The sequence below is a fragment of the Lysinibacillus sp. NPDC097868 genome, from assembly GCF_044761135.1.
GTDB lineage: Bacteria > Bacillota > Bacilli > Bacillales_A > Planococcaceae > Lysinibacillus.
Window position 1 is genome coordinate 677,028 of the sequence record NZ_JBIWBS010000001.1, and the last position, 20,158, is coordinate 697,185.

Sequence of the window (20,158 nt, forward strand, 5' to 3'; positions counted from 1 at the left end):
TAGAGAGTCAGTGGCTGGTGAAAACTGATTTGTAGCTTATGTGAATGGACTTATGAGAGTTGCTATGCATAATAGCAAACGGATTCCCCACGTTATCGGGGGTGCTTCAACTAAAACATTTGCCTATTAAATCTTTCGTATAAAAACACTGCGATAGATTTTATTTGCTATAGGTAAAAATGATGAAGTACATAAGTGAGAGCTTTATAGCTCTAATATGAGGTGGCAACGCGGTCATGATCGTCCTCTGTAATTAGGAAAATTCCTTTTTGCAGAGGGCTTTTTTTGTTTTGTTTTATGCTTTTGCTAAATCGAGAAACGTAAAATTTATTTTTAAAAGGAGTTTAGTCGATATGCAAACAACCAGTTCAAGAACAAAGGTGAAGAAAATAAATGGGGATTCGTTAACACCAATATTAATTTTTAGACGCTTGCAAGGTACACATAAATTTTTGCTAGAAAGTTCGTCACAGCATGAAGGGGCAGGACGCTATTCTTTCATAGGTGCCAATCCTCGGAAAACATATATAGGTATAGGCGATGAGATTAAGGAATACTCCTATAAAACGGGAAAAACCTACACACATAAAGGCGACATTTTCGTATTGTTGAAACGCTTGATGCCTCGTATTTCTAATACGACTGAATTTCCATTTTCAGGTGGTGCAATAGGTTATATTGGCAGTAGTGCTACAAACAACGTAGCAAGAAATCAAGAAATTTTAGAGGGGCCAGATATACATTTTCATGTATATGAAACGATTGTTGTTTTTGACCATCTAACGGATGAAGTTACATTGATTCATACAAACATCGATGCAGAAAATAAAGAGCCGAATTTAGAGGAATTGGCTCAGCAGTTATTAACGGGCAAAGAAGATGATGATACAACGTGGAGCTATCAAGCGCTAAAGACGTTAGCAGATAAACAATTTGCAACATCTGTTACAAACTTAACAGAGACGTTAAGCGAGGAGCATACACGTGTTATTCTTTCCAAACACTTTTTGGCTACTATGCATGGAGATGCCTTTGCTATATATCGTCAATTACGAAAGAAAAATCCTGCCCCATATATGTATTATGTAACATTTGATGATCATATTGTGATGGGAACATCGCCTGAAAGTTTGGTTCAAGTAAAAGGTGAACGTGTTATTGCGACACCTACGGAGGGCTCTTTTCCACGCGGCACAACCAACTTAGAAGATCGAGAAAATGAACGAAAGCTGTACGAAAATACTGAAGTGAGAAAATCGCATGCAGTTCTTGTTACGGCTGTACAACAAGAGCTAGCAAATGTATGTTTTCGTGATTCTATTCAAGTGATTGATGCCATGAGAATTGAGCGTTCGAAGCATGCGCTGCTTATGACATCCTATGTAGAAGGGCAACTATTACCGATGCTACATGCAATAGATGTCTTAGCTGCGACAATACCGCCATTTTCATCTACAGGTATGCCAGATCAACAAACCGAGAGTAATTTAGCAAAAACAACTCAATCAGCAGGTGTTTTTGGTGGTGTAATTGGATTTATAGGATTTAATGGGCATTTAGATTTTGCATTAACAGGTAAGTCAATTGTTGTTGAAAATGAAACAATGCATATGCAATCCACTTTAACGGTAACAAAATATTCAAATGTGAAAAATGTACTGAAACAAGTAACAGCGGAAGAACAGTCCTTTTTGAAACATTTTGAAAATGAAGGTGAGATAAAATAATGGAAATGATAAAAAGAAAGGTTCAGCAACGTCAGCATTTAATGTACGAGGAAATGATAGAAGCTGCAAAATGGATGTTCCAACAAAATACGCCGAAAGAAGAAATAGCTAATTTTTTATTAAGCTTATCCACAAAGGGCGAAACGGCTCATGAAGTGGCAGCATTAGCAACGGTTATGCGTTCGTTTGCATTGGAAGTTCCAGCTAAAGCAGGTGTCTATATGGATAACTGTGGTACAGGAGGTGATGGATTAAATACATTTAACATTAGTACTGCATCGGCCTTTGTATTAGCAGGGGCAGGTGTCAAAATGGCGAAGCATGGTAATCGCAAAATTTCATCTGCATCAGGTAGTGCTGATGTGTTAGAGGCATTAGGTATTCATACAAATATTTCTATCGAACAAACGGTAGAGCTTTTAGAAAAAGAAGGTATTGCTTTTTTATATGCTCCAAATGTACATCCAAAATTGAAGCGTATCGGAGAGGTCCGCCGTGCCTTAGGAAAGCCAACTATTTTTAATCTTGTCGGGCCACTGACAAATCCAGTCCCATTATCAACTCAATTTACGGGCATTAATCGCCCAAACTTTGTAATGGAATACGCTTCCGTTTTACAAATGCTTGGACGTGAGCGAGCGATAGTTGTTTCTGGTCCAATGGGTTTAGATGAAGCTTCACTTGCTGGTCAAAATACATTTGTGTTAGTAGATAAGGGAGATTTAATTCCGTTTTCCTTAACAGCAGATGATGCAGGACTTCACTATGCACCTTTAGAAGCGATTCGTGGTGGCAATGCTAACGACAATGCAGCCATTATGCGCAAATTGCTGGCAGGTGAACAAAGTGCTTATTTAGATACAGTATTGCTAAATGCTGGAATTGGTTTATTTGGCCATGGGATTGCGCAAACCGTCAAAGAAGGTGTAGATATTGCTAAGGATAGTATCTTCAGTGGACGCGCATTACAAAAATTAGAGGCGGTTGCCGCTTATAGTGAGAAAATTAAAGAGGTGGAGATTGGGCAATGAATATATTAACTAAAATTATAGAACAGAAAAAAATAGAGGTAGCCGACTTACGTACACAGCCAGATCCATTAGCCGATTTCAATGAAATAAAGCGCAACTCTCTTTTGGCAACGTTAAACACTGCGGATACTTTGCAAGTCATTGCAGAAATGAAACGTGCTTCTCCGTCGAAGGGGCTTATTGCACAAGGCGCTGATCCTGTAAAACAGGCAAAAATTTATGCAGAAGCAGGTGCAGCAGCTATTTCTGTGTTAACTGACAAAGCATTTTTTCAAGGTTCGTTTGAAGATTTGGCAGCAGTTGCGAAGGCTGTGCAAACACCACTACTTTGTAAAGATTTTATGATTGATCGTGTGCAAATTCGATTTGCCAAGGCTGCTGGTGCATCTATTATTTTACTAATTGTTGCAGCACTTGACGATACAACGTTACAAGAATTATTTAGCTTTGCAACAAGCTTGGGACTAGAAGTGTTAGTAGAAGTTCACGATGTTGAAGAGCTTGAACGAGCAGTAGCTCTAGGTGCAAAGTTAATTGGTGTCAACAATCGAGATTTACGCACATTTGAAGTAGATTTAGCACGAACGAAAGAAATTGCAGAGGCTTTTCCATTTGGGGAGCAACGGGTGCTAATTAGTGAAAGCGGCATTTGGGACAATGAAGATGCTAAAAAGGTTGCGGCAATGGGAGCAAGCGCTGTTCTTGTAGGAGAATCATTAATGCGCAGTGGCGATGCAGGTAGTGCTCTTCGACATTTACAAGTAAATAAAGAGGGTGCATCAGTATGACGAAGGTAAAAATTTGCGGTTTGAAAGAAGTACAGCATGTGAAAGCAGCGGTGCAAGCGGGAGCGGATGCCATCGGTTTTGTCTTTGCACCAAGTAAACGCCAAGTGTCCATTGAACAGGCGCAACTATTGGCCCAGCATGTACCTGAAGGAATTGTGAAAATAGGTGTTTTTGTAAATCCAACGCCTGAGGAATTACAACTGGCAGTCTCGAGTGTGCCATTGGATTATGTGCAATATCATGGCGAGGAAACGCCAGACTTTATTGTTCAGCAGGGCTATCCTTCGATAAAGGCTCTGTCTGTCCATTGCGCTGAGGATGTGCAGGCGGCGACCAATTATGATGTTGACTATTATTTATTTGACGCTCCTGGCACGGATTATAAAGGGGGAAGTGGTCATACGTTTGATTGGACGTTACTTGAGGCAGCGGGTATCCAACATGACAAGCTAATACTAGCAGGCGGTTTAAAGTTAGAAAATATTCAAGAGGCATTGTTACTTGTATCACCTTCTATGGTAGATGTTTCAAGTGGTGTTGAGACAGAGGGTAGCAAAGATACGAAAAAAATAGAAGCATTTTTACAAGCAGTAAAGAGGGGGAGAGCATAATGACAAATTCAATCGCAAATAGTGTACCGACGAAGGAAGGGCGCTACGGGAAATTTGGCGGACAGTATGTTCCAGAAACATTAATGACGGCATTAATAGAATTAGAAGCATCTTTTGATGAGGCAATGGCAGATCTAACATTCACTAACGAGCTAGCTTATTATTTACAGGAATATGTAGGACGTGAGACACCACTGTACTATGCTGAAAATTTAACAAAAGAGCTTGGAGGAGCCAAAATCTATTTGAAGCGTGAAGATTTAAATCATACAGGCGCCCATAAAATTAATAATGCCATTGGTCAAGCGCTTCTTGCCAAGCGCATGGGTAAAAAGAAAATAGTGGCGGAAACGGGAGCAGGACAACATGGTGTAGCGACAGCGACTGCTTGTGCATTATTAAATCTGGAATGTGTCGTTTTTATGGGTGCTGAAGATATCAAACGACAACAATTAAATGTTTTCCGTATGGAGCTCCTTGGCACAAAGGTAGAATCTGTTGAAACAGGTTCGAAAACGTTGAAAGATGCAGTTAATGCTGCTCTTCGATACTGGGTGACGAATGTCGAAGATACACATTATATTTTAGGCTCAGCTCTAGGTCCACATCCCTTCCCGAAAATAGTGCGTGATTTCCAGCGTATCATTGGTGTGGAGACAAGAGCTCAAGTCCTTGCAAAAGAAGGACGTCTACCAGATGCTGTTGTCGCTTGTATAGGTGGTGGTAGTAATGCTATTGGCATGTTCCATCCATTTGTCGATGATGAATCGGTAGCGTTATATGGTGTAGAAGCAGCTGGAAGTGGTATTGATACAGGGAAACACGCTGCTGCCATTGCAGGCGGACAATTAGGCGTTCTTCATGGAGCGTACATGTATTTACTTCAAGATGACAATGGTTTTGTTCAGGAGGCACATTCGATTTCAGCAGGTCTTGATTATCCTGGGAAGGGACCAGAGCATTGTTATTTGCATGATATCGGACGCGCAAATTTTGATTCTATAACAGATGATGAGGCGCTTGAAGGTCTACAATTACTAAGTCGCACAGAGGGAATTTTACCGGCTCTGGAAAGTGCACATGCTATTGCATATACAGCAAAGCTTGCAAAAGAAATGAAAGCTGATGACATCATTGTTGTTTGTTTATCAGGCCGCGGTGATAAGGATGTACATACTGTTCGTGCAGTACTTGGAGGTGATATATCATGACAACATTACAGCAGGCAATTGACCAAGTGAACAACGCTGGTAATAAAGCATTTGTGCCCTATATTATGGCAGGAGACGGTGGGCTTGAAACGTTAAAGCCAACTATTTTGTCATTACAAAAAATGGGTGTGACAGCCATTGAAGTTGGTATTCCTTTTACCGACCCTGTTGCAGATGGTCCTACGATAGAGCAGGCAGGAGAACGAGCTTTAGCAGAAGGTGTAACATTGCGAAAAGTCCTAGAAGCGCTTGCCTCATTCCGTCAAGAGATTACAGTTCCATTAGTTGTTATGACATATTTTAATCCCGTTTTAGCTTATGGTTTAGAGCAATTTGCCATCGCTTGTGTAGCAGGGGGAATAAAAGGGTTAATCGTTCCTGATGTACCACTAGAGGAAAGTGATATACTTCGTCAAACTTTAAATCCCCATGGTGTTGATATTGTACAACTTGTATCGTTAACAAGCCCACCAGAGCGAATTGCTCGTATAGCAGCGGCTAGTCAAGGTTTCGTTTATGCAGTAACTGTGAACGGTATTACTGGAGCTCGCGCAAGCTTTGCAGATGATTTAGAAGGTCATTTTGCCCGTTTGCGTAATATGAGTCACATACCTGTGTTAGCTGGTTTTGGTATTTCAACCCCTCAACAGGTGGTGAGCATGGGTGCCCTTGGCAATGGCGTAATTGTAGGCAGTACAATAGTGGCGGCTTTGCATGAAGGAAATGTTGCTAAAGTCGAAGCATTAGTCGCTGCCTCAAAAGGAACTGAAATTGTTTGAGTGCCTGCCACTTTGCGTGCACACTTCTAATTCGTAACACTTGCTTGCGGGCGGTCTGTTGCGGTGCAATCGGCGGCGTCTTCCGCTCTAATCAAATGAAATTGTTTGAGTGCCTGCCACTTTATTCGTCGCCATCCACTCCTAAGTCTACTCTTTCTTAGAGTAGGCTTTTTAATATGCTGAAGGAAAGTGGCGTGCATGTTAGAAATAACGAAAAAATAGACAATCTATTAAATCAGGATAAATCTAGTAAGCTAGTGGATAGTGCGAATATGCTCGATTTTCGGTATAATAGCCTTCGTGAGGAAGTGAGAAATATGATTTTATCGAAAAAAAGATGGCAGGTCGAGCGTCCAGACGCACAACTTGTACAAACATTACAAAATGACTTACAACTTTCTGCTATTGCGGCGAAAATTTTGGTGGCCCGAGGCTGTTCAACATCAGCTGATGCAGAAAGCTTATTAAATATGACAGAAGCAAATATTCATGATCCGTTTTTAATGCATGGTATGACAGAAGCGGTAGAGCGCATCCAGAAAGCACTGGAAAATAATGAGAAAATTTTAGTTTACGGGGATTATGATGCCGATGGTGTGACAAGTACGACGGTCATGCTCAATGTACTACATGACCTTGGAGCCGATGTGTCATTTAAAATACCTAATCGTTTTTTACATGGCTATGGTCCGAACGAAGCTTTATTTCGTGAAGCCTATGAAGAAGGCGTTCAATTAATTATAACGGTGGATAATGGGATCTCAGGTATTGAACCGATTCGTGTGGCAAAGGAACTTGGAATGGATGTGATTGTGACAGATCACCATGAGCCTGGTGAAGAGTTACCACAAGCGGATATCATTTTACATCCACGTGTACCTGAGGGGCATTATCCGTTTGGTGAGCTTGCGGGTGTTGGTGTGGCATTTAAATTAGCGCATGCTCTATATGGTGAGCTGCCAACACATTTATTTGAGTTTGTGGCAATTGGTACCGTTGCAGATTTAGTACCCTTAGTCGATGAAAACCGTTATCTTGTAAAACGCGGCATTGAGGAAATGAGACGTTCACTTAGCCCGTGGATACAGGCAATGTGTGAAGTAGCAAGTGCAGAGCAAGCCACTATCAATGAAGAAACGATTGGCTTTTATTTTGGGCCACGTTTAAATGCAGTTGGGCGACTTGGCGAAGCGTCTCCAGCTGTTGAGTTACTAATGGCAGAGGATGCACCAAAGGCGACAGCTCTAGCGAAACAGCTAAATGAATGTAATACAGAACGTAAAGATATCGTGAAAAGTATTACAGATGAGGCGATTGCTTTAATCGAAGCAGATGAAAAGATTGGGGATTCTCTTGTTTTAGTTGTAGCAGGGGAAGGCTGGAATGCTGGCGTTGTAGGTATTGTAGCATCAAGACTTGTAGAACTTTATTATCGTCCAACAATTGTTCTCTCACTAGACTTTGAGAAAGGGACAGCAAAAGGGTCTGCACGCAGTATTGAAGGGTTCCATTTATATAATGAATTGGCGAAAAATAGAGATATTTTACCACATTTCGGGGGACATCCGATGGCAGCGGGAATGACGTTACCATTGGAGCATGTGGATGAACTGCGAGCACGATTGGATGCACAGGCAAGAGAATGCTTAACAGAAGAGCAATTAACGCCGGTTGTTTCAATTGATATTCCGCTAAAAATTGATGAGATTTCCGCGGATGCCATAGAAGAAATTGCGACGCTCGGCCCATTTGGAACAGATTTCCAGAAGCCGGTGTATGTGCTTGAAGATGTGGAAATTGCATCGATGCGAAAAATTGGTGCTGCTGAAAATCACATTAAAATGGAATTAACAGACGGCCTTGAGAAATTGGATAGTGTAGGTTTTAATAAAGGGCATTTGTATAATGAGCTGACATACGGCATTAAAGTATCGTTTATTGGAGATCTTCAAATTAATGAGTGGCAAGGACGTAAAAAGCCACAATTTATGATTGAGGATGTTCAAACGACAGAATGGCAATTATTTGATATTCGTGGAATTCGCCAAACATCTCGTTGGTTGCATACAGTGCCAAAAGAGGAAGCTGTTTTTTATGCGTTCCGTCCTGAGACGATGAGCTATTATCACTCATTGCTAGGTGTGCCAATTCAATTAGTTGATGCCGAGCTGTCCAATGTAGAGCAAACAAATTATATTGTGTTACTTGATTTACCGCACAACGTTCAAATATTAGAAAATGTAATACAAAAAACAGCACCTTCTCGTATTTATGCTCATTTTTATATGCCGGATTCCCAGTACTTCAACGGAATGCCTACACGAGAACAATTTGCCTGGTACTATAAATTTCTAAAGCAACGTCCTGCATTTCCATTAGATATGCATTTAACGGATTTAGCAAAGCATACGGGTTGGCCGTTAGAAGCATTAAAATTTATGACACAGGTGTTTTTTGAGCTCAATTTTGTTAGAATGGAGAGTGGACTGACGACTGTCAACGTGAATGCGCCGAAAATGGCATTAACTGAGGCGCCGTCTTACAAACAACGTTCAGAACAGATTGAAATAGAGCAAAAACTTGTCTATGCACCATATATAGAGTTAAAGCAATGGTTTGATGAACGATTAAATTTATATACGAATACAATTTCGTAGGAGGAGCAAGAACTATGGATTTAAAGCAATACGTGACAACAGTTGAGAACTGGCCAAAAGAAGGCATTAGCTTCAAAGATATTACAACAATTATGGATAACGGTCCAGCTTACAAATATGCAACAGATCAAATCGTTGAATACGCTAAGGAAGTTGGCGCAGAAATTATTGTAGGTCCTGAAGCTCGTGGTTTCATTATAGGTTGCCCAGTTGCCTATGCGCTTGAAATTGGCTTTGCACCAGTTCGTAAACCAGGAAAATTGCCACGTGAAGTAATTAGTGCAGATTACGGTTTAGAATATGGTAAAGATACATTAACAATGCATAAAGATGCCATCAAACCAGGTCAAAAAGTGCTTATTTGTGACGATTTACTTGCAACTGGGGGGACAGTAGAGGCAACGGTTCGCTTAATTCAGCAATTAGGTGGGGAAGTTGTTGGCTGTGCATTCTTAATTGAGCTAATCGAACTAAACGGTCGTGCAAAACTTGGCGATCTAAGCATGAAAACATTAATTCAATATTAATAAACGAAAAAGGCTGTCCCGAATGTTGGGACAGCCTTTTTTTATAAAGTGCCAGGCACCCAAACAATTCTGATAAAACTAGTCGTAGGATTTCACTACTTTTTGAATTTTTTTTAGCGTTTCATAAAAGTCTATATATTTTTCGAGTCCAATATCCTCTATGATTTTTTCCTGTATGTCCATCCAAATTGGCGTTGCTTCATTTAATTTTTCATTTCCCATAGCCGTTAAAGAAATGATCTTTGTTCGGCCATCTTGTGTATCGCGCGTAACATCCACAAAGCCATTTTTCTTCAATAGATTGACATTACGGGTTATCGTTGTCTGATCAAGTAGTAGAATATCACCCAATTGACTTACTGAAACTGCTTTATGATGGGCAATATTAGCTAGCATCGAGTATTGAGTAACTTTTAAATGAGTAGGTTCAAGAGCTTTATCATATAGCTGCGTAACGGCCCTAGTCTTTTTTCTAAGATTCGCACATACGCAAATTTGAGTATAGTCAATGTCTGTGTAATTTCTCTCCATAACTAGATCTCCTTTTAAGTTTTTCGTTAAACTATATTGTACCACTAAAATGGAATTATTTTCTTGACATCTAAAATAACGAGTCATTATTATATATGTATATACATATATTTTGAGCATACCTGTTTTCTAAATTTATTTCATATAAAAACAATCGTTTTACATTTTTCTAGAAATGTAGGTGGCGTTATGAAACGTATTCATTACAGTTGGTTTATTTTATTGATAACATTTTTTTCAATTATTGTAGCAGGCATTACCCTATCTTCATCAGGTGTTTTTATTGGTCCGTTTGAACATGAATTTGGGTGGGATCGTTCGGTAATAGCAATGGCTTTTGCCATTAGTCTTTTTTTATATGGGATTTCCGGTCCGTTTATGGCGGCATTACTCGAAGTTCTGGGCTTAAAGAAAATGATGCTAGCTGCTATGGCGATATTAATTATAGGCATATCGCTCACATTGTTAATGCAACAAGCATGGCAATTGATTATTATATGGGGGTTTATAATTGGTCTAGGGGCTAGCCTCTTTTTAACTGTTTTAAGTCCTTTTGTAGCGAATCATTGGTTCGAGAAAAGAAGAGGGCTCGCTTTAGGGATATTAACTGCCAGCACTGCAACAGGACAATTAGTTCTTCTCCCGATATTAGCAATGATTATCGAAAATTCTTCATGGCGATGGGCAATTGCATTAATAATGGTGTTAAGCTCCATTATGTTTATCATTATTTTATTGTTTATGAAAAATAAACCGATGGACGTTGGGCTTCTTGCATATGGACTTGAAGAAGAAAAAGCAGAAAGTGTTGTAGAAAATAAGAAAAACCCAATTATTATTGCTTTTAATGGTTTATTCGCTGCAATAAAAGTGAAAGAATTTTGGCTTTTAGCAGGTAGTTTTTTTATTTGCGGGTTATCAACAAGCGGGTTAATTGGTACGCATTTTGTATCGTATTGTATTAGTTTCGGTGTACCTTTAGTAACGGCTGCTTCGTTTCTATCGTTCATGGGAATATTCAATTTAGTCGGAACAACATTATCAGGCTGGTTATCTGATCGCTTCGATAATCGTTGGTTACTATTTTGGTATTATCTTTTAAGAGGTGCTTCTCTCGTTTTACTGCCATATGCATTAATGCAAGGTTCTCTTACATTGCTCATTATTTTTACTGCGTTCTATGGATTAGATTGGATTGCAACTGTACCGCCAACTGTTAGTATTTCAAGACAAATTTTTGGCACGCAAAAAAGTGGTATTATTTATGGTTGGATTTTTGCATCCCATCAGGCAGGTGCTGCAGTAGCAGCATACGGTGGAGGTCTAATTTATAAATTTTTTAACTCGTACACATGGGCGTTTTTCTTAGCTGGTGTATTATGTGTTTTAGCTAGCTTGTTTGTCATCATCGTGAAAAAGCAATCTCCGAATAAACTAGCACATTAAAATGAATTCTATAGTAATGAACAGAACGGATTGAACATAATAGTATAAACGACATGAAAAGTACAAATAGTATGCTAGGAAGTATTCTAGCGTGCTATTTTTTTGTTGTAAAATCTTTTAAGCATGCATAAATAAGAGAAATGTTTGACTTTTTCCAAACAAAAGTTTATGATGTAAACAAATATAATAAAAGGTGATGCTATGAATGAAAGAGAACAAGCGGTACTGGCTTTAATTCGTAAAAATCCGTTTATGTCTCAGCAAGAGATGGCAGATAAAATGAATCTGTCCCGTCCAGTACTTGCAAACCTAGTGTCGAGCTTAACGAAGCAAGGGAAAATTGTTGGCCGTGCTTATATTTTACCTGAGGAAAATGAAATTATTTGTATCGGCGGAGCTAATCTTGATCGGAAATTTCATGTAAGAGGGACCGTGCAATTAGGGACTTCTAATCCTGCAAGCTCCTCATTCAGTGTAGGTGGGGTTGGTCGAAATATTGCGGAAAATTTAGGTCGACTTAATCATGAGGTGACGTTACTCACGACAGCTGGAAAGGATGCGGATTGGCAAGTAATCCAAGAAGCATCAGAATCCTTTATGAATTTACGCTATGTCGAGCAGTTACCAGATGCTTCAACTGGTTCCTATACTGCGATTATGGACGAGCAAGGTGAGCTTGCATTAGCTGTTGCAAACATGGAAGTTTATGATTTATTATTGCCAAGTTTATTAAAGAAATATGAGCCAATGCTAATGAATGCAGGCTGCTTTATTATGGATTTAAATTGCCCGAAAGAAACGGTAGCTTACATCCAACAAGTAGCGATTGCGCGAGCTATTCCGTTTGTCATTGTACCGGTGTCCTCGCCAAAAATGAATCGATTACCAGATACATTGCAAGGGGTTACATGGTTTATTTGTAACACAGATGAAGCAGAAACAATCGTTGGTCATAAAATTGAAAACGATGCAAACTATGAAAAAGCTATTCAAAAGCTTCTTCAATTAGGGGCCGAGCATGTCATTATTACTGCAGGTAGCAAAGGTGTCTATGCTGCATCTGCAACTAGTACACCAAGTCATTTTGCTGCTAAGGCAATAACTAAAATTGAAGATGTAACTGGCGCGGGTGATGCTTTTGTAAGTGCTGTCATCCATAGTTGGCTAAGGGGACAATCCTTTGAGGATTGCATTAATGCAGGCTTAACGAATGCCAAAAATACACTTGCATCACCGTACACAGTAAGACCTGAATTATCAGAAGAATTGTTAAAAAGTGAAATGGAGGAATAACACATGAAAGAATTCATCGTATTATCAGAAGAAGTAAAAGCTGGACAAGCAAAAGGACTACCAATTGTTGCATTAGAGTCAACAATCATTTCACATGGTATGCCATATCCTCAAAACGTACAAACAGCTCGTGAAGTAGAGCAAATTATTCGTGACAACGGTGCGGTACCTGCAACGATTGCGCTAATTGACGGTAAAATTAAAATCGGTTTATCTGATGAAGAACTTGAAATGTTTGGGAATGCACAAGGTGTTGCTAAAACTTCTCGCCGTGACCTAGGCTATTTATTAGCTACGAAAAAATTAGGCGCGACAACAGTTGCTGCAACAATGATTTGTGCTGAGCTTGCTGGCATTGAAATTTTCGTTACAGGTGGTATCGGTGGTGTGCACCGCGGTGCTGAAACAACAATGGATATTTCAGCTGACTTAGAAGAATTAGCGCAAACAAATGTAGCTGTAATTTGTGCAGGTGCTAAATCTATTTTAGATATCGGTTTAACACTAGAATATCTTGAAACAAAAGGTGTACCAGTTGTAGGATATGGCACTCCAGAGCTTCCTGCATTCTATACACGCCAAAGTGGATTTGATGTAAACTTTAAGCTTGATACACCAGAAGAAGTAGCAGCAATGTTACGTGCTAAATGGGATTTAGGCTTACAAGGTGGCGCAGTTATTGCAAATCCTATTCCAGAAGCAGAAGCACTTGAGCACGAATTCATCACTAGCATTATCGAAAAAGCGTTACAAGAAGCTGAAGAAAATGGTATTCAAGGTAAAAATGTAACACCATTCTTACTTGGCAAAGTAAAAGAATTAACTGAAGGTAAGAGCCTTGATGCAAACATCGCATTAGTAAAAAACAATGCAGTAGTTGGTGCGAAAATTGCTGTTGCCTACAACAAAGCAAACTAACTAGTAAAATAAAGACTCTTTGCGAAGCTGACCTGCCTTGTAAAGGGTCTTTTTGTCTATAATAATGTATTTTTCACCCATTAATACGAAGTGTTCACGATATTATCTAAACTATATGACACAGTCCCTTTACAATCGACCTCTATTTTTTATACAATTAAGTTTATATCTAATCTGAAAAATTTGACGAGCAAGGTGGACATGTTATGGCGAAAGAGCAAATTTTGACTCCTGAAGACGTTTTTGATTTAGTCAAATCTTATATGAATGAGGAAAATGTCGCATTCGTGAAAAAAGCATATGAATTGGCAAGAGATGCGCATATTGAGCAATTCCGTAGCTCTGGTGAACCGTATATTATTCACCCAGTGCAAGTTGCCGGTATTTTAGCTGAATTACAAATGGATCCAGAAACTGTGGCAGCAGGCTTTTTACACGATGTTGTTGAAGATACGGAATTTACACGAGAAGATTTAGTCCGTGAATTTGGCGAGGAAGTTGCGGTACTTGTTGACGGAGTAACGAAGCTTGGGAAAATAAAATATTTATCGAAAGAAGCACAACAGGCGGAAAATCACCGCAAAATGTTTGTAGCAATGGCTCAAGATATTCGCGTCATCTTGATTAAGCTTGCTGACCGTCTGCACAATATGCGCACGTTAAAGCATTTACCTGCTGAAAAACAACGTCGTATTTCAAAAGAAACGCTTGAAATTTTTGCACCACTTGCACATCGTCTAGGGATTTCGACAGTAAAATGGGAGCTGGAGGATACTGCACTTCGATATTTAAATCCACAGCAATATTACCGTATTGTCAGTCTGATGAAGAAGAAACGAGATGAACGTGAGGCTTATTTAGACAATGTCATGGGGGAAATGAAATCTCAGCTTTCTGATGTCGAAATTGATGCGGATGTTTATGGTCGTCCAAAGCATATTTACAGCATATATCGTAAAATGGTGCTACAAAAAAAGCAATTTAATGAAATTTATGATTTATTAGCGATTCGTGTACTTGTTGATAGCATAAAAGATTGCTATGCAGTGTTAGGAATAGTCCATACTTTATGGAAACCGATGCCTGGGCGTTTTAAAGATTATATTGCAATGCCAAAGCAAAACTTATATCAATCATTGCATACGACCGTTATTGGGCCCTATGGCGACCCATTAGAAGTTCAAATTCGTACAAAAGAAATGCACAAAATTGCAGAGTACGGGATCGCTGCTCACTGGGCATATAAAGAAGGTAAAAAGATTGATATTGAAAAACAAAATGTCGATCAAAAATTAACGTGGTTTAGAGAAATATTAGAATTCCAAAATGAATCTTCAAACGCAGAAGAGTTTATGGAATCATTAAAATTCGACTTATTCTCTGATATGGTGTACGTATTTACACCTGAAGGGGATGTTATTGAATTGCCTGCTGGTTCTGTACCTATCGATTTCGCATACCGTGTGCATTCAGAAGTCGGCAATCGTACAATCGGAGCCAAAATTAATGGTAAGATGGTACCGCTCGATACACCATTAAAAACAGGTGACATTATTGAAATTTTAACATCGAAGCAATCATTTGGTCCTAGTCGCGACTGGCTTAAAATTGCGCAATCATCACAAGCAAAAAATAAGATTAAGCAATTTTTCAAGCGTCATCTGCGTGAGGAAAATATCATCAAAGGTAAAGAGATGATTGAAAAAGAAATACGCTCACAAGATTTTGACATGAAAGAAACAATGTCATCAGAAAACTTGAAACGTGTTTGCGATAAGTTTAATTACACGAATGAAGAAGATTTATATGCGGCGGTTGGCATGAATGGTATTACGGCACAACAAGTTGTAAATCGTTTAGCCGAAAAACGTCGTAAAGAACGTGAGCAAGAAGAAGCACTTGAAAAAATCGAACAAAAAATGAAAAATCCAATTCCACAAAAACGTACAGAGTCAGGCGTTATTGTGAAAGGCATTGATAATATGCTTATTCGACTATCACGTTGCTGTACACCTGTTCCTGGTGATGACATCGTCGGCTTTATTACAAAAGGTCGAGGCGTATCAGTACACCGTGCGGATTGTCCAAATATCCAAATAGAGGATGAGCAGGAGCGTATAATCGAAGTTGAATGGGAACATGGGCTTACACCAGAGAAAAAAGAGTATCCTGTCGACATCGAGGTTTCTGCCTTTGATAGACCTGGAATATTAAATGAAGTCATGCAAATCGTTAGCGAAACAAAAACGAATATTTTAGCTGTGAGTGGTCGCGCAGATCGTGATAAAATTGCGACTATCCACCTAACAATTTCTATTTCAAATATTTCACATCTGCATAAGGTTGTTGAACGCATTAAACAAACACCGGATATTTACTCTGTGCAGCGTGTGATTAATTAGAAGTGCTAGTATTCAAACGGTAAGGCACTTCAGTTAAAACGACAGATGGAACGGATTTTGATAGATTGAGGGGTTAAACATTATGAAAGTAGTTTTACAGCGTAGTAAGGCTGCATCTGTAACGGTACAGGGGGAAGTTACAGGTGCTATTGAGAAAGGCTATGTGCTTCTCGTTGGTATTACACATGAGGATACAGCAGATGACGTCGCATACCTAGCAAAAAAAATCGCTAATCTACGCTTATGGGAAGATAGTGAAGGAAAAATGAATCATTCCATTTTAGAGCATGGTGGCGCAATCCTATCTGTATCTCAATTTACATTGTATGGAGATACAAAAAAGGGCAATCGTCCGAGCTTTACAAGTGCAGCAAGACCGGAAATAGCTGCACCGTTGTGGGAGGCTTTTAATGAAGCTTTACGTGGATACGGCTTACAAGTAGAGACCGGTATTTTCGGTGCTATGATGGACGTTGCATTGACGAATGACGGTCCAGTCACGATCCTACTTGAGTCAAAATAGAGGTACATTTCCTATCATTCCTACATATACTAAAAAGAATGGCAAATTTGTAGGAAGGAAGTGTATCGTCGATGACGCAAATAGGAAGGATATCGAATCCTTATTTATATCAAACACTTAAATTGATGATTAGCCAAATAATTGTAGTGCAAACAGAGAAAAGTATCCAGCAAGGTATTTTAACCTCTGTATTGCCTGACCATATCGTTATCGAGGTTTATCATACACCCTTCTTTATTCGTACGGAGGAAATTATATGGGTTACATTGGCGACAAAATAAACACAAACAAATAAAAACCTTCATTTTCTATAATTATAAGAAAATGAAGGTTCTTTTTTATTCGTTGGCATCAAAGTAATCTAAAATGCCTTGATAAATGCCGAGTGTAGCCTGTTCTCTGAATTTTGCCGTTGTAATGATCCGTTCTTCATTGGAATTACTTAAGAAACCTAGCTCGAGAAGCACTGCTTTTTGTCGGTTTTCACGAAGGACTAAGTAATTTCCTTCCTGTGTACCACGATCTTTAATGTTAATTTTACTAGCAAGGCCGTTGTGTATTGCTTCAGCAAGCCCTTTTTGATTGTTGTTCAAATAGTAGGAGGTAAAACCTGAAACCGAACTATTATCAGTAGCGTCATAGTGAATACTTATAAAAGCATCTGCATCATGCTGGTGGGCAACGGATACACGTTTACGAAGTGCAACATATTCATCTGATTCACGTGTCATCACAACATTTGCACCTGCTGCACTTAACTTGGATGCGAGAAGAGACGCAGTTTTCAACGTTATATCTTTCTCGTCAGTTCCTCGCTGACCAGTTGTACCGTGGTCATTTCCACCATGACCAGCATCCACAACAATTGTAAGTCCGTTTAGAGTCCCTTTTTTTCGAGGCTCAGTTTTTGTATAGCTAGTTGTTATCGCTGTGCTTTGTGAAGTGGAGACTACCCAGTTTGCGACGAATGCGGTTTTATCTTCTAATTGTATTTCGTAAAAATCATCTTTAGCCCCTACAATTGGATAGGTTTCGCCAGCATCTACACGTTTAACAACCTCCGCAGTTGTGGTCGCGTCAGTACGTAAGTTTGTCCCATTATAAATAATTGTGACAGATTCAAGCGAGGATGATGATGGTGATGATGACGTTGAAGTTTTCGCAGTCGTTTTTACCGTATCAGAAAATGTCCCGTAGAAGCTGTATACCCAACCAGTTTTTTTGTTACTGTACTGAATTTGAACCCAATTATGTTCTTGTGCTAGTACTTTAAAAGATTGTCCATTAGAAACAGTCCCTATTTTTTGGGATGTTAAATCTGCCTTTTTGCGGACATTTAACGTATCGACTAAAATAGTAAATGTAGTACCTTTAGGTTCAGTTGGTGTAGATACTTCTACTACTTGGTCAGTTGTTGTTTTTTTTGTTGTTTCATTAATCGTCACATAGTCTGCAGATACCCAACCGACTAGACCATTCCAATTAATTTTTGCCCATTCACCATTTTCTGTTATTAGTGCTGCTTGATTGCCTGTTGACAGTTGCCCAAGGACGGGTGATGAAATATCCGGTTCAGTACGGATATTGAGGCGATCAACTTGGGATATGACCGTTTTATCAATTGTTTGTTGCTCATTTATAGAAGCTGTTAGCCAAGATGCTACCCAACCTTCATAATCGGCTGTTTTTACTTGAATCCAATCACCCTCGCGACCGATGGATGTTAACAAATCACCTTCATCTAATGTTGTAATAATCGGGTAAGAGAGCCCAGGTCCTTCGCGTAAATGAAGTATAGTTCCAGTAACTTTTAAATCACTCGAATCGGCAAATACTAGTTCTTTATTGCTGATACTTGGAAACAAGAATGTTAATAATAGGATAAAGATAATGGTTTTATGTATAAGTTTTGTCGTCATTGGACCCCTCCTTTTCTTGTGCTATTTTACCATGTTTTCATGATAAAATTCGAGGGAAAAAGGTAACAGAAATCATTATTTTAATAACTACTTTGTGAAAAATAAGAAAACAGTTGACATTACCTTGCGTTGTGACTAACATAAAGGGTAATCAAAAAATGATTAACCGCTTATGACCAAGCAAGTAGCGTATACCTCTATTGGAAAAGAGAGGGAAAGACTTAGGCTGCAATCTTTCCTACAAAAAAGTATAAGGCGAATAACACTTGAGAGGCTTTTTTCTGAAAAGGAATACTTAGTAGGAAAAAACGGAATCGGCCGTTACCCGATTATGAGGAGGACGCAATGTAGTTTGTGCGTCAACTAGGGTGGAACCGCGGAAGCATATACAGCTCTCGTCCCTTGCAATTTTGCAAGGTGACGAGGGCTTTTTTTGTTGGATTTCTCTAAAAAAAGTCGCTCTGTACTGCTGTTTCGTGCTTTACATACGAAGGCTGGCTCATAAGCAATTGAAAAGGAGGTATTTACATGAGTTTTAAAGTGCCAAGAGGGACCCAAGATATATTGCCAGGTCAATCAGAAAAATGGCAAAAGGTCGAAGCAATTATTCGTGATATTTGTCGTGTGTATCGATATAACGAAATTCGTACACCTATTTTTGAACAAACAGATTTATTTGCGCGCGGTGTTGGAGAAACAACGGATGTAGTGCAAAAGGAAATGTATACATTTGAAGACCGAGGTGGTCGTTCATTAACATTACGTCCAGAAAATACTGCTGGGGTTGTTCGTGCATATGTTGAACATAAAATGTTTGGTGCAGCTGATCAACCTGTGAAGCTATCTTATTTAGGACCAATGTTCCGTTATGAACGTCAACAGGCTGGTCGTTACCGTCAATTTGTACAATTTGGTGTTGAAGCTATTGGCTCAGCTGACCCTGCAATCGATGCAGAAGTGATAGCATTAGCAATGGACATTTATGAATCAACAGGCTTAAAGGATTTGAAATTAGTCATTAACTCACTCGGTGATAAAGTAACGCGTGATGCACACCGCACAGCATTAATTAATCATTTTGAGCCACATATCCATGAGTTTTGCTCTGATTGTCAAAATCGTTTGCAAAAAAACCCATTACGTATTTTAGATTGTAAGGTAGACCGTGAGCATCCATTAATGGCAACTGCTCCTGCATTAACTGATTTTTTAACAGAGGATTCAGCGGCATATTTTGCTCAGGTTAAAACGTATCTAGATACGCTAGGTATTTCATATGAAGTAGACCCGAATTTAGTACGTGGCCTTGACTACTACAACCATACGACATTTGAAATTATGTCAACAGCTGATGGCTTTGGCGCAATCACAACCCTTTGCGGTGGTGGTCGTTATAATGGCCTTGTAGAGGAAATCGGTGGTCCGAATGTACCGGGCATCGGCTTTGCGTTAAGTATCGAACGTTTATTATTAGCACTTGAAGCTGAAGCGGTAGAGTTAGATACAGAATCAGCATTAGAGGTTTACATGATTGCGATGGGCCATGAAGCGAAGCTAAAAGCAGTCGAGCTAACAAGCTCATTCCGTGCAAAAGGTATTTCTACTGATATGGATTATTTAGATCGAAAAATGAAAGCACAAATGAAATCTGCAGACCGTTTAGGAGCTAAATATACTATCGTTTTAGGTGAAACAGAAATAGAAGAGCAAGCAGCAACAGTAAAGCATATGGCATCTGGGGAGCAGCAAAAAGTAGCCTTCTCAGAATTAGTGAACTATCTATTAAATAAATGAT

Annotated in this window: 17 protein-coding genes and 2 other annotated features (1 of these 19 running past the window's edge); of the genes, 15 read left to right on the forward strand and 2 right to left on the reverse strand. The window is 39.3% G+C overall.

Features of this window, described 5'->3' with window-relative positions:
* Positions 1-251: a binding site (T-box leader), on the forward strand (it extends 41 nt beyond the left edge of the window).
* A 102-nt stretch (positions 252-353) separates the two neighbouring features.
* The 8 genes from ACIQXJ_RS03145 (at position 354) to ACIQXJ_RS03180 (ending at position 9,331) form a co-directional block, all read left to right on the forward strand.
* Complete coding sequence (locus ACIQXJ_RS03145) at positions 354-1,727, forward strand: chorismate-binding protein (RefSeq protein WP_403049522.1); 1,374 nt, start codon at positions 354-356, stop codon at positions 1,725-1,727.
* Positions 1,727-2,758, forward strand: coding sequence for an anthranilate phosphoribosyltransferase (trpD, locus tag ACIQXJ_RS03150; RefSeq protein ID WP_403049525.1), 1,032 nt, complete (start codon positions 1,727-1,729; stop codon positions 2,756-2,758). The genes ACIQXJ_RS03145 and trpD overlap by 1 nt, the downstream gene beginning before the upstream one ends.
* The gene (gene trpC, locus ACIQXJ_RS03155; protein WP_403049528.1) at positions 2,755-3,546 is read left to right on the forward strand and encodes an indole-3-glycerol phosphate synthase TrpC; all 792 of its coding nucleotides are present in this window, start codon (positions 2,755-2,757) and stop codon (positions 3,544-3,546) included. The genes trpD and trpC overlap by 4 nt, the downstream gene beginning before the upstream one ends.
* Positions 3,543-4,157, forward strand: a complete 615-nt coding sequence (locus ACIQXJ_RS03160; RefSeq protein WP_403049531.1) for a phosphoribosylanthranilate isomerase — start codon at positions 3,543-3,545, stop codon at positions 4,155-4,157. The genes trpC and ACIQXJ_RS03160 overlap by 4 nt, the downstream gene beginning before the upstream one ends.
* Complete coding sequence (gene trpB / locus ACIQXJ_RS03165) at positions 4,157-5,368, forward strand: tryptophan synthase subunit beta (RefSeq protein ID WP_403049534.1); 1,212 nt, start codon at positions 4,157-4,159, stop codon at positions 5,366-5,368. Before ACIQXJ_RS03160 ends, trpB begins: the two co-directional genes overlap by 1 nt.
* Positions 5,365-6,147, forward strand: coding sequence for a tryptophan synthase subunit alpha (gene trpA, locus ACIQXJ_RS03170; protein ID WP_403049537.1), 783 nt, complete (start codon positions 5,365-5,367; stop codon positions 6,145-6,147). Before trpB ends, trpA begins: the two co-directional genes overlap by 4 nt.
* A 317-nt stretch (positions 6,148-6,464) precedes the next feature.
* Positions 6,465-8,804, forward strand: a complete 2,340-nt coding sequence (gene recJ, locus ACIQXJ_RS03175; protein WP_403054811.1) for a single-stranded-DNA-specific exonuclease RecJ — start codon at positions 6,465-6,467, stop codon at positions 8,802-8,804.
* A gap of 14 nt (positions 8,805-8,818) precedes the next feature.
* Positions 8,819-9,331 (forward strand): adenine phosphoribosyltransferase, encoded by a 513-nt coding sequence (locus tag ACIQXJ_RS03180; RefSeq protein ID WP_340823452.1) that lies wholly within the window; start codon positions 8,819-8,821, stop codon positions 9,329-9,331.
* Positions 9,332-9,409: 78 nt separating this feature from the next.
* On the opposite strand, the gene ACIQXJ_RS03185 is transcribed toward ACIQXJ_RS03180, so the two are convergent.
* A complete protein-coding gene (locus ACIQXJ_RS03185) occupies positions 9,410-9,862 on the reverse strand; it encodes a MarR family winged helix-turn-helix transcriptional regulator (protein ID WP_403049540.1) in 453 nt (150 codons plus the stop codon).
* Positions 9,863-10,051: 189 nt separating this feature from the next.
* On the opposite strand from ACIQXJ_RS03185, the gene ACIQXJ_RS03190 reads away from it, so the two are divergent.
* From ACIQXJ_RS03190 to ACIQXJ_RS03215, 6 genes are all read left to right on the forward strand, one after another.
* The gene (locus ACIQXJ_RS03190) at positions 10,052-11,308 is read left to right on the forward strand and encodes an MFS transporter (RefSeq protein WP_403049543.1); all 1,257 of its coding nucleotides are present in this window, start codon (positions 10,052-10,054) and stop codon (positions 11,306-11,308) included.
* 201 nt (positions 11,309-11,509) lie between these two features.
* On the forward strand, positions 11,510-12,601 hold the full coding sequence (locus tag ACIQXJ_RS03195; protein WP_403049546.1) for a carbohydrate kinase: 1,092 nt from the start codon (positions 11,510-11,512) through the stop codon (positions 12,599-12,601).
* Between the two features lie 3 nt (positions 12,602-12,604).
* On the forward strand, positions 12,605-13,519 hold the full coding sequence (locus ACIQXJ_RS03200; RefSeq protein ID WP_172772180.1) for a pseudouridine-5'-phosphate glycosidase: 915 nt from the start codon (positions 12,605-12,607) through the stop codon (positions 13,517-13,519).
* 206 nt (positions 13,520-13,725) lie between these two features.
* Positions 13,726-15,921, forward strand: a complete 2,196-nt coding sequence (locus ACIQXJ_RS03205) for a RelA/SpoT family protein (RefSeq protein ID WP_403049549.1) — start codon at positions 13,726-13,728, stop codon at positions 15,919-15,921.
* An 82-nt stretch (positions 15,922-16,003) separates the two neighbouring features.
* Positions 16,004-16,444, forward strand: a complete 441-nt coding sequence (dtd, locus tag ACIQXJ_RS03210) for a D-aminoacyl-tRNA deacylase (protein WP_403049552.1) — start codon at positions 16,004-16,006, stop codon at positions 16,442-16,444.
* A 71-nt stretch (positions 16,445-16,515) separates the two neighbouring features.
* Complete coding sequence (locus ACIQXJ_RS03215; protein ID WP_403049555.1) at positions 16,516-16,725, forward strand: DUF2642 domain-containing protein; 210 nt, start codon at positions 16,516-16,518, stop codon at positions 16,723-16,725.
* A gap of 57 nt (positions 16,726-16,782) precedes the next feature.
* Here ACIQXJ_RS03215 and ACIQXJ_RS03220 read toward each other — a convergent pair whose 3' ends face one another.
* Positions 16,783-18,363, reverse strand: a complete 1,581-nt coding sequence (locus ACIQXJ_RS03220) for an N-acetylmuramoyl-L-alanine amidase family protein (protein WP_403049558.1) — start codon at positions 18,361-18,363, stop codon at positions 16,783-16,785.
* A 163-nt stretch (positions 18,364-18,526) separates the two neighbouring features.
* Positions 18,527-18,769, forward strand: a binding site (T-box leader).
* A gap of 122 nt (positions 18,770-18,891) precedes the next feature.
* On the opposite strand from ACIQXJ_RS03220, the gene hisS reads away from it, so the two are divergent.
* The gene (hisS, locus tag ACIQXJ_RS03225) at positions 18,892-20,157 is read left to right on the forward strand and encodes a histidine--tRNA ligase (protein ID WP_403049561.1); all 1,266 of its coding nucleotides are present in this window, start codon (positions 18,892-18,894) and stop codon (positions 20,155-20,157) included.
* The last annotated feature ends 1 nt before the right edge of the window (position 20,158 follow it).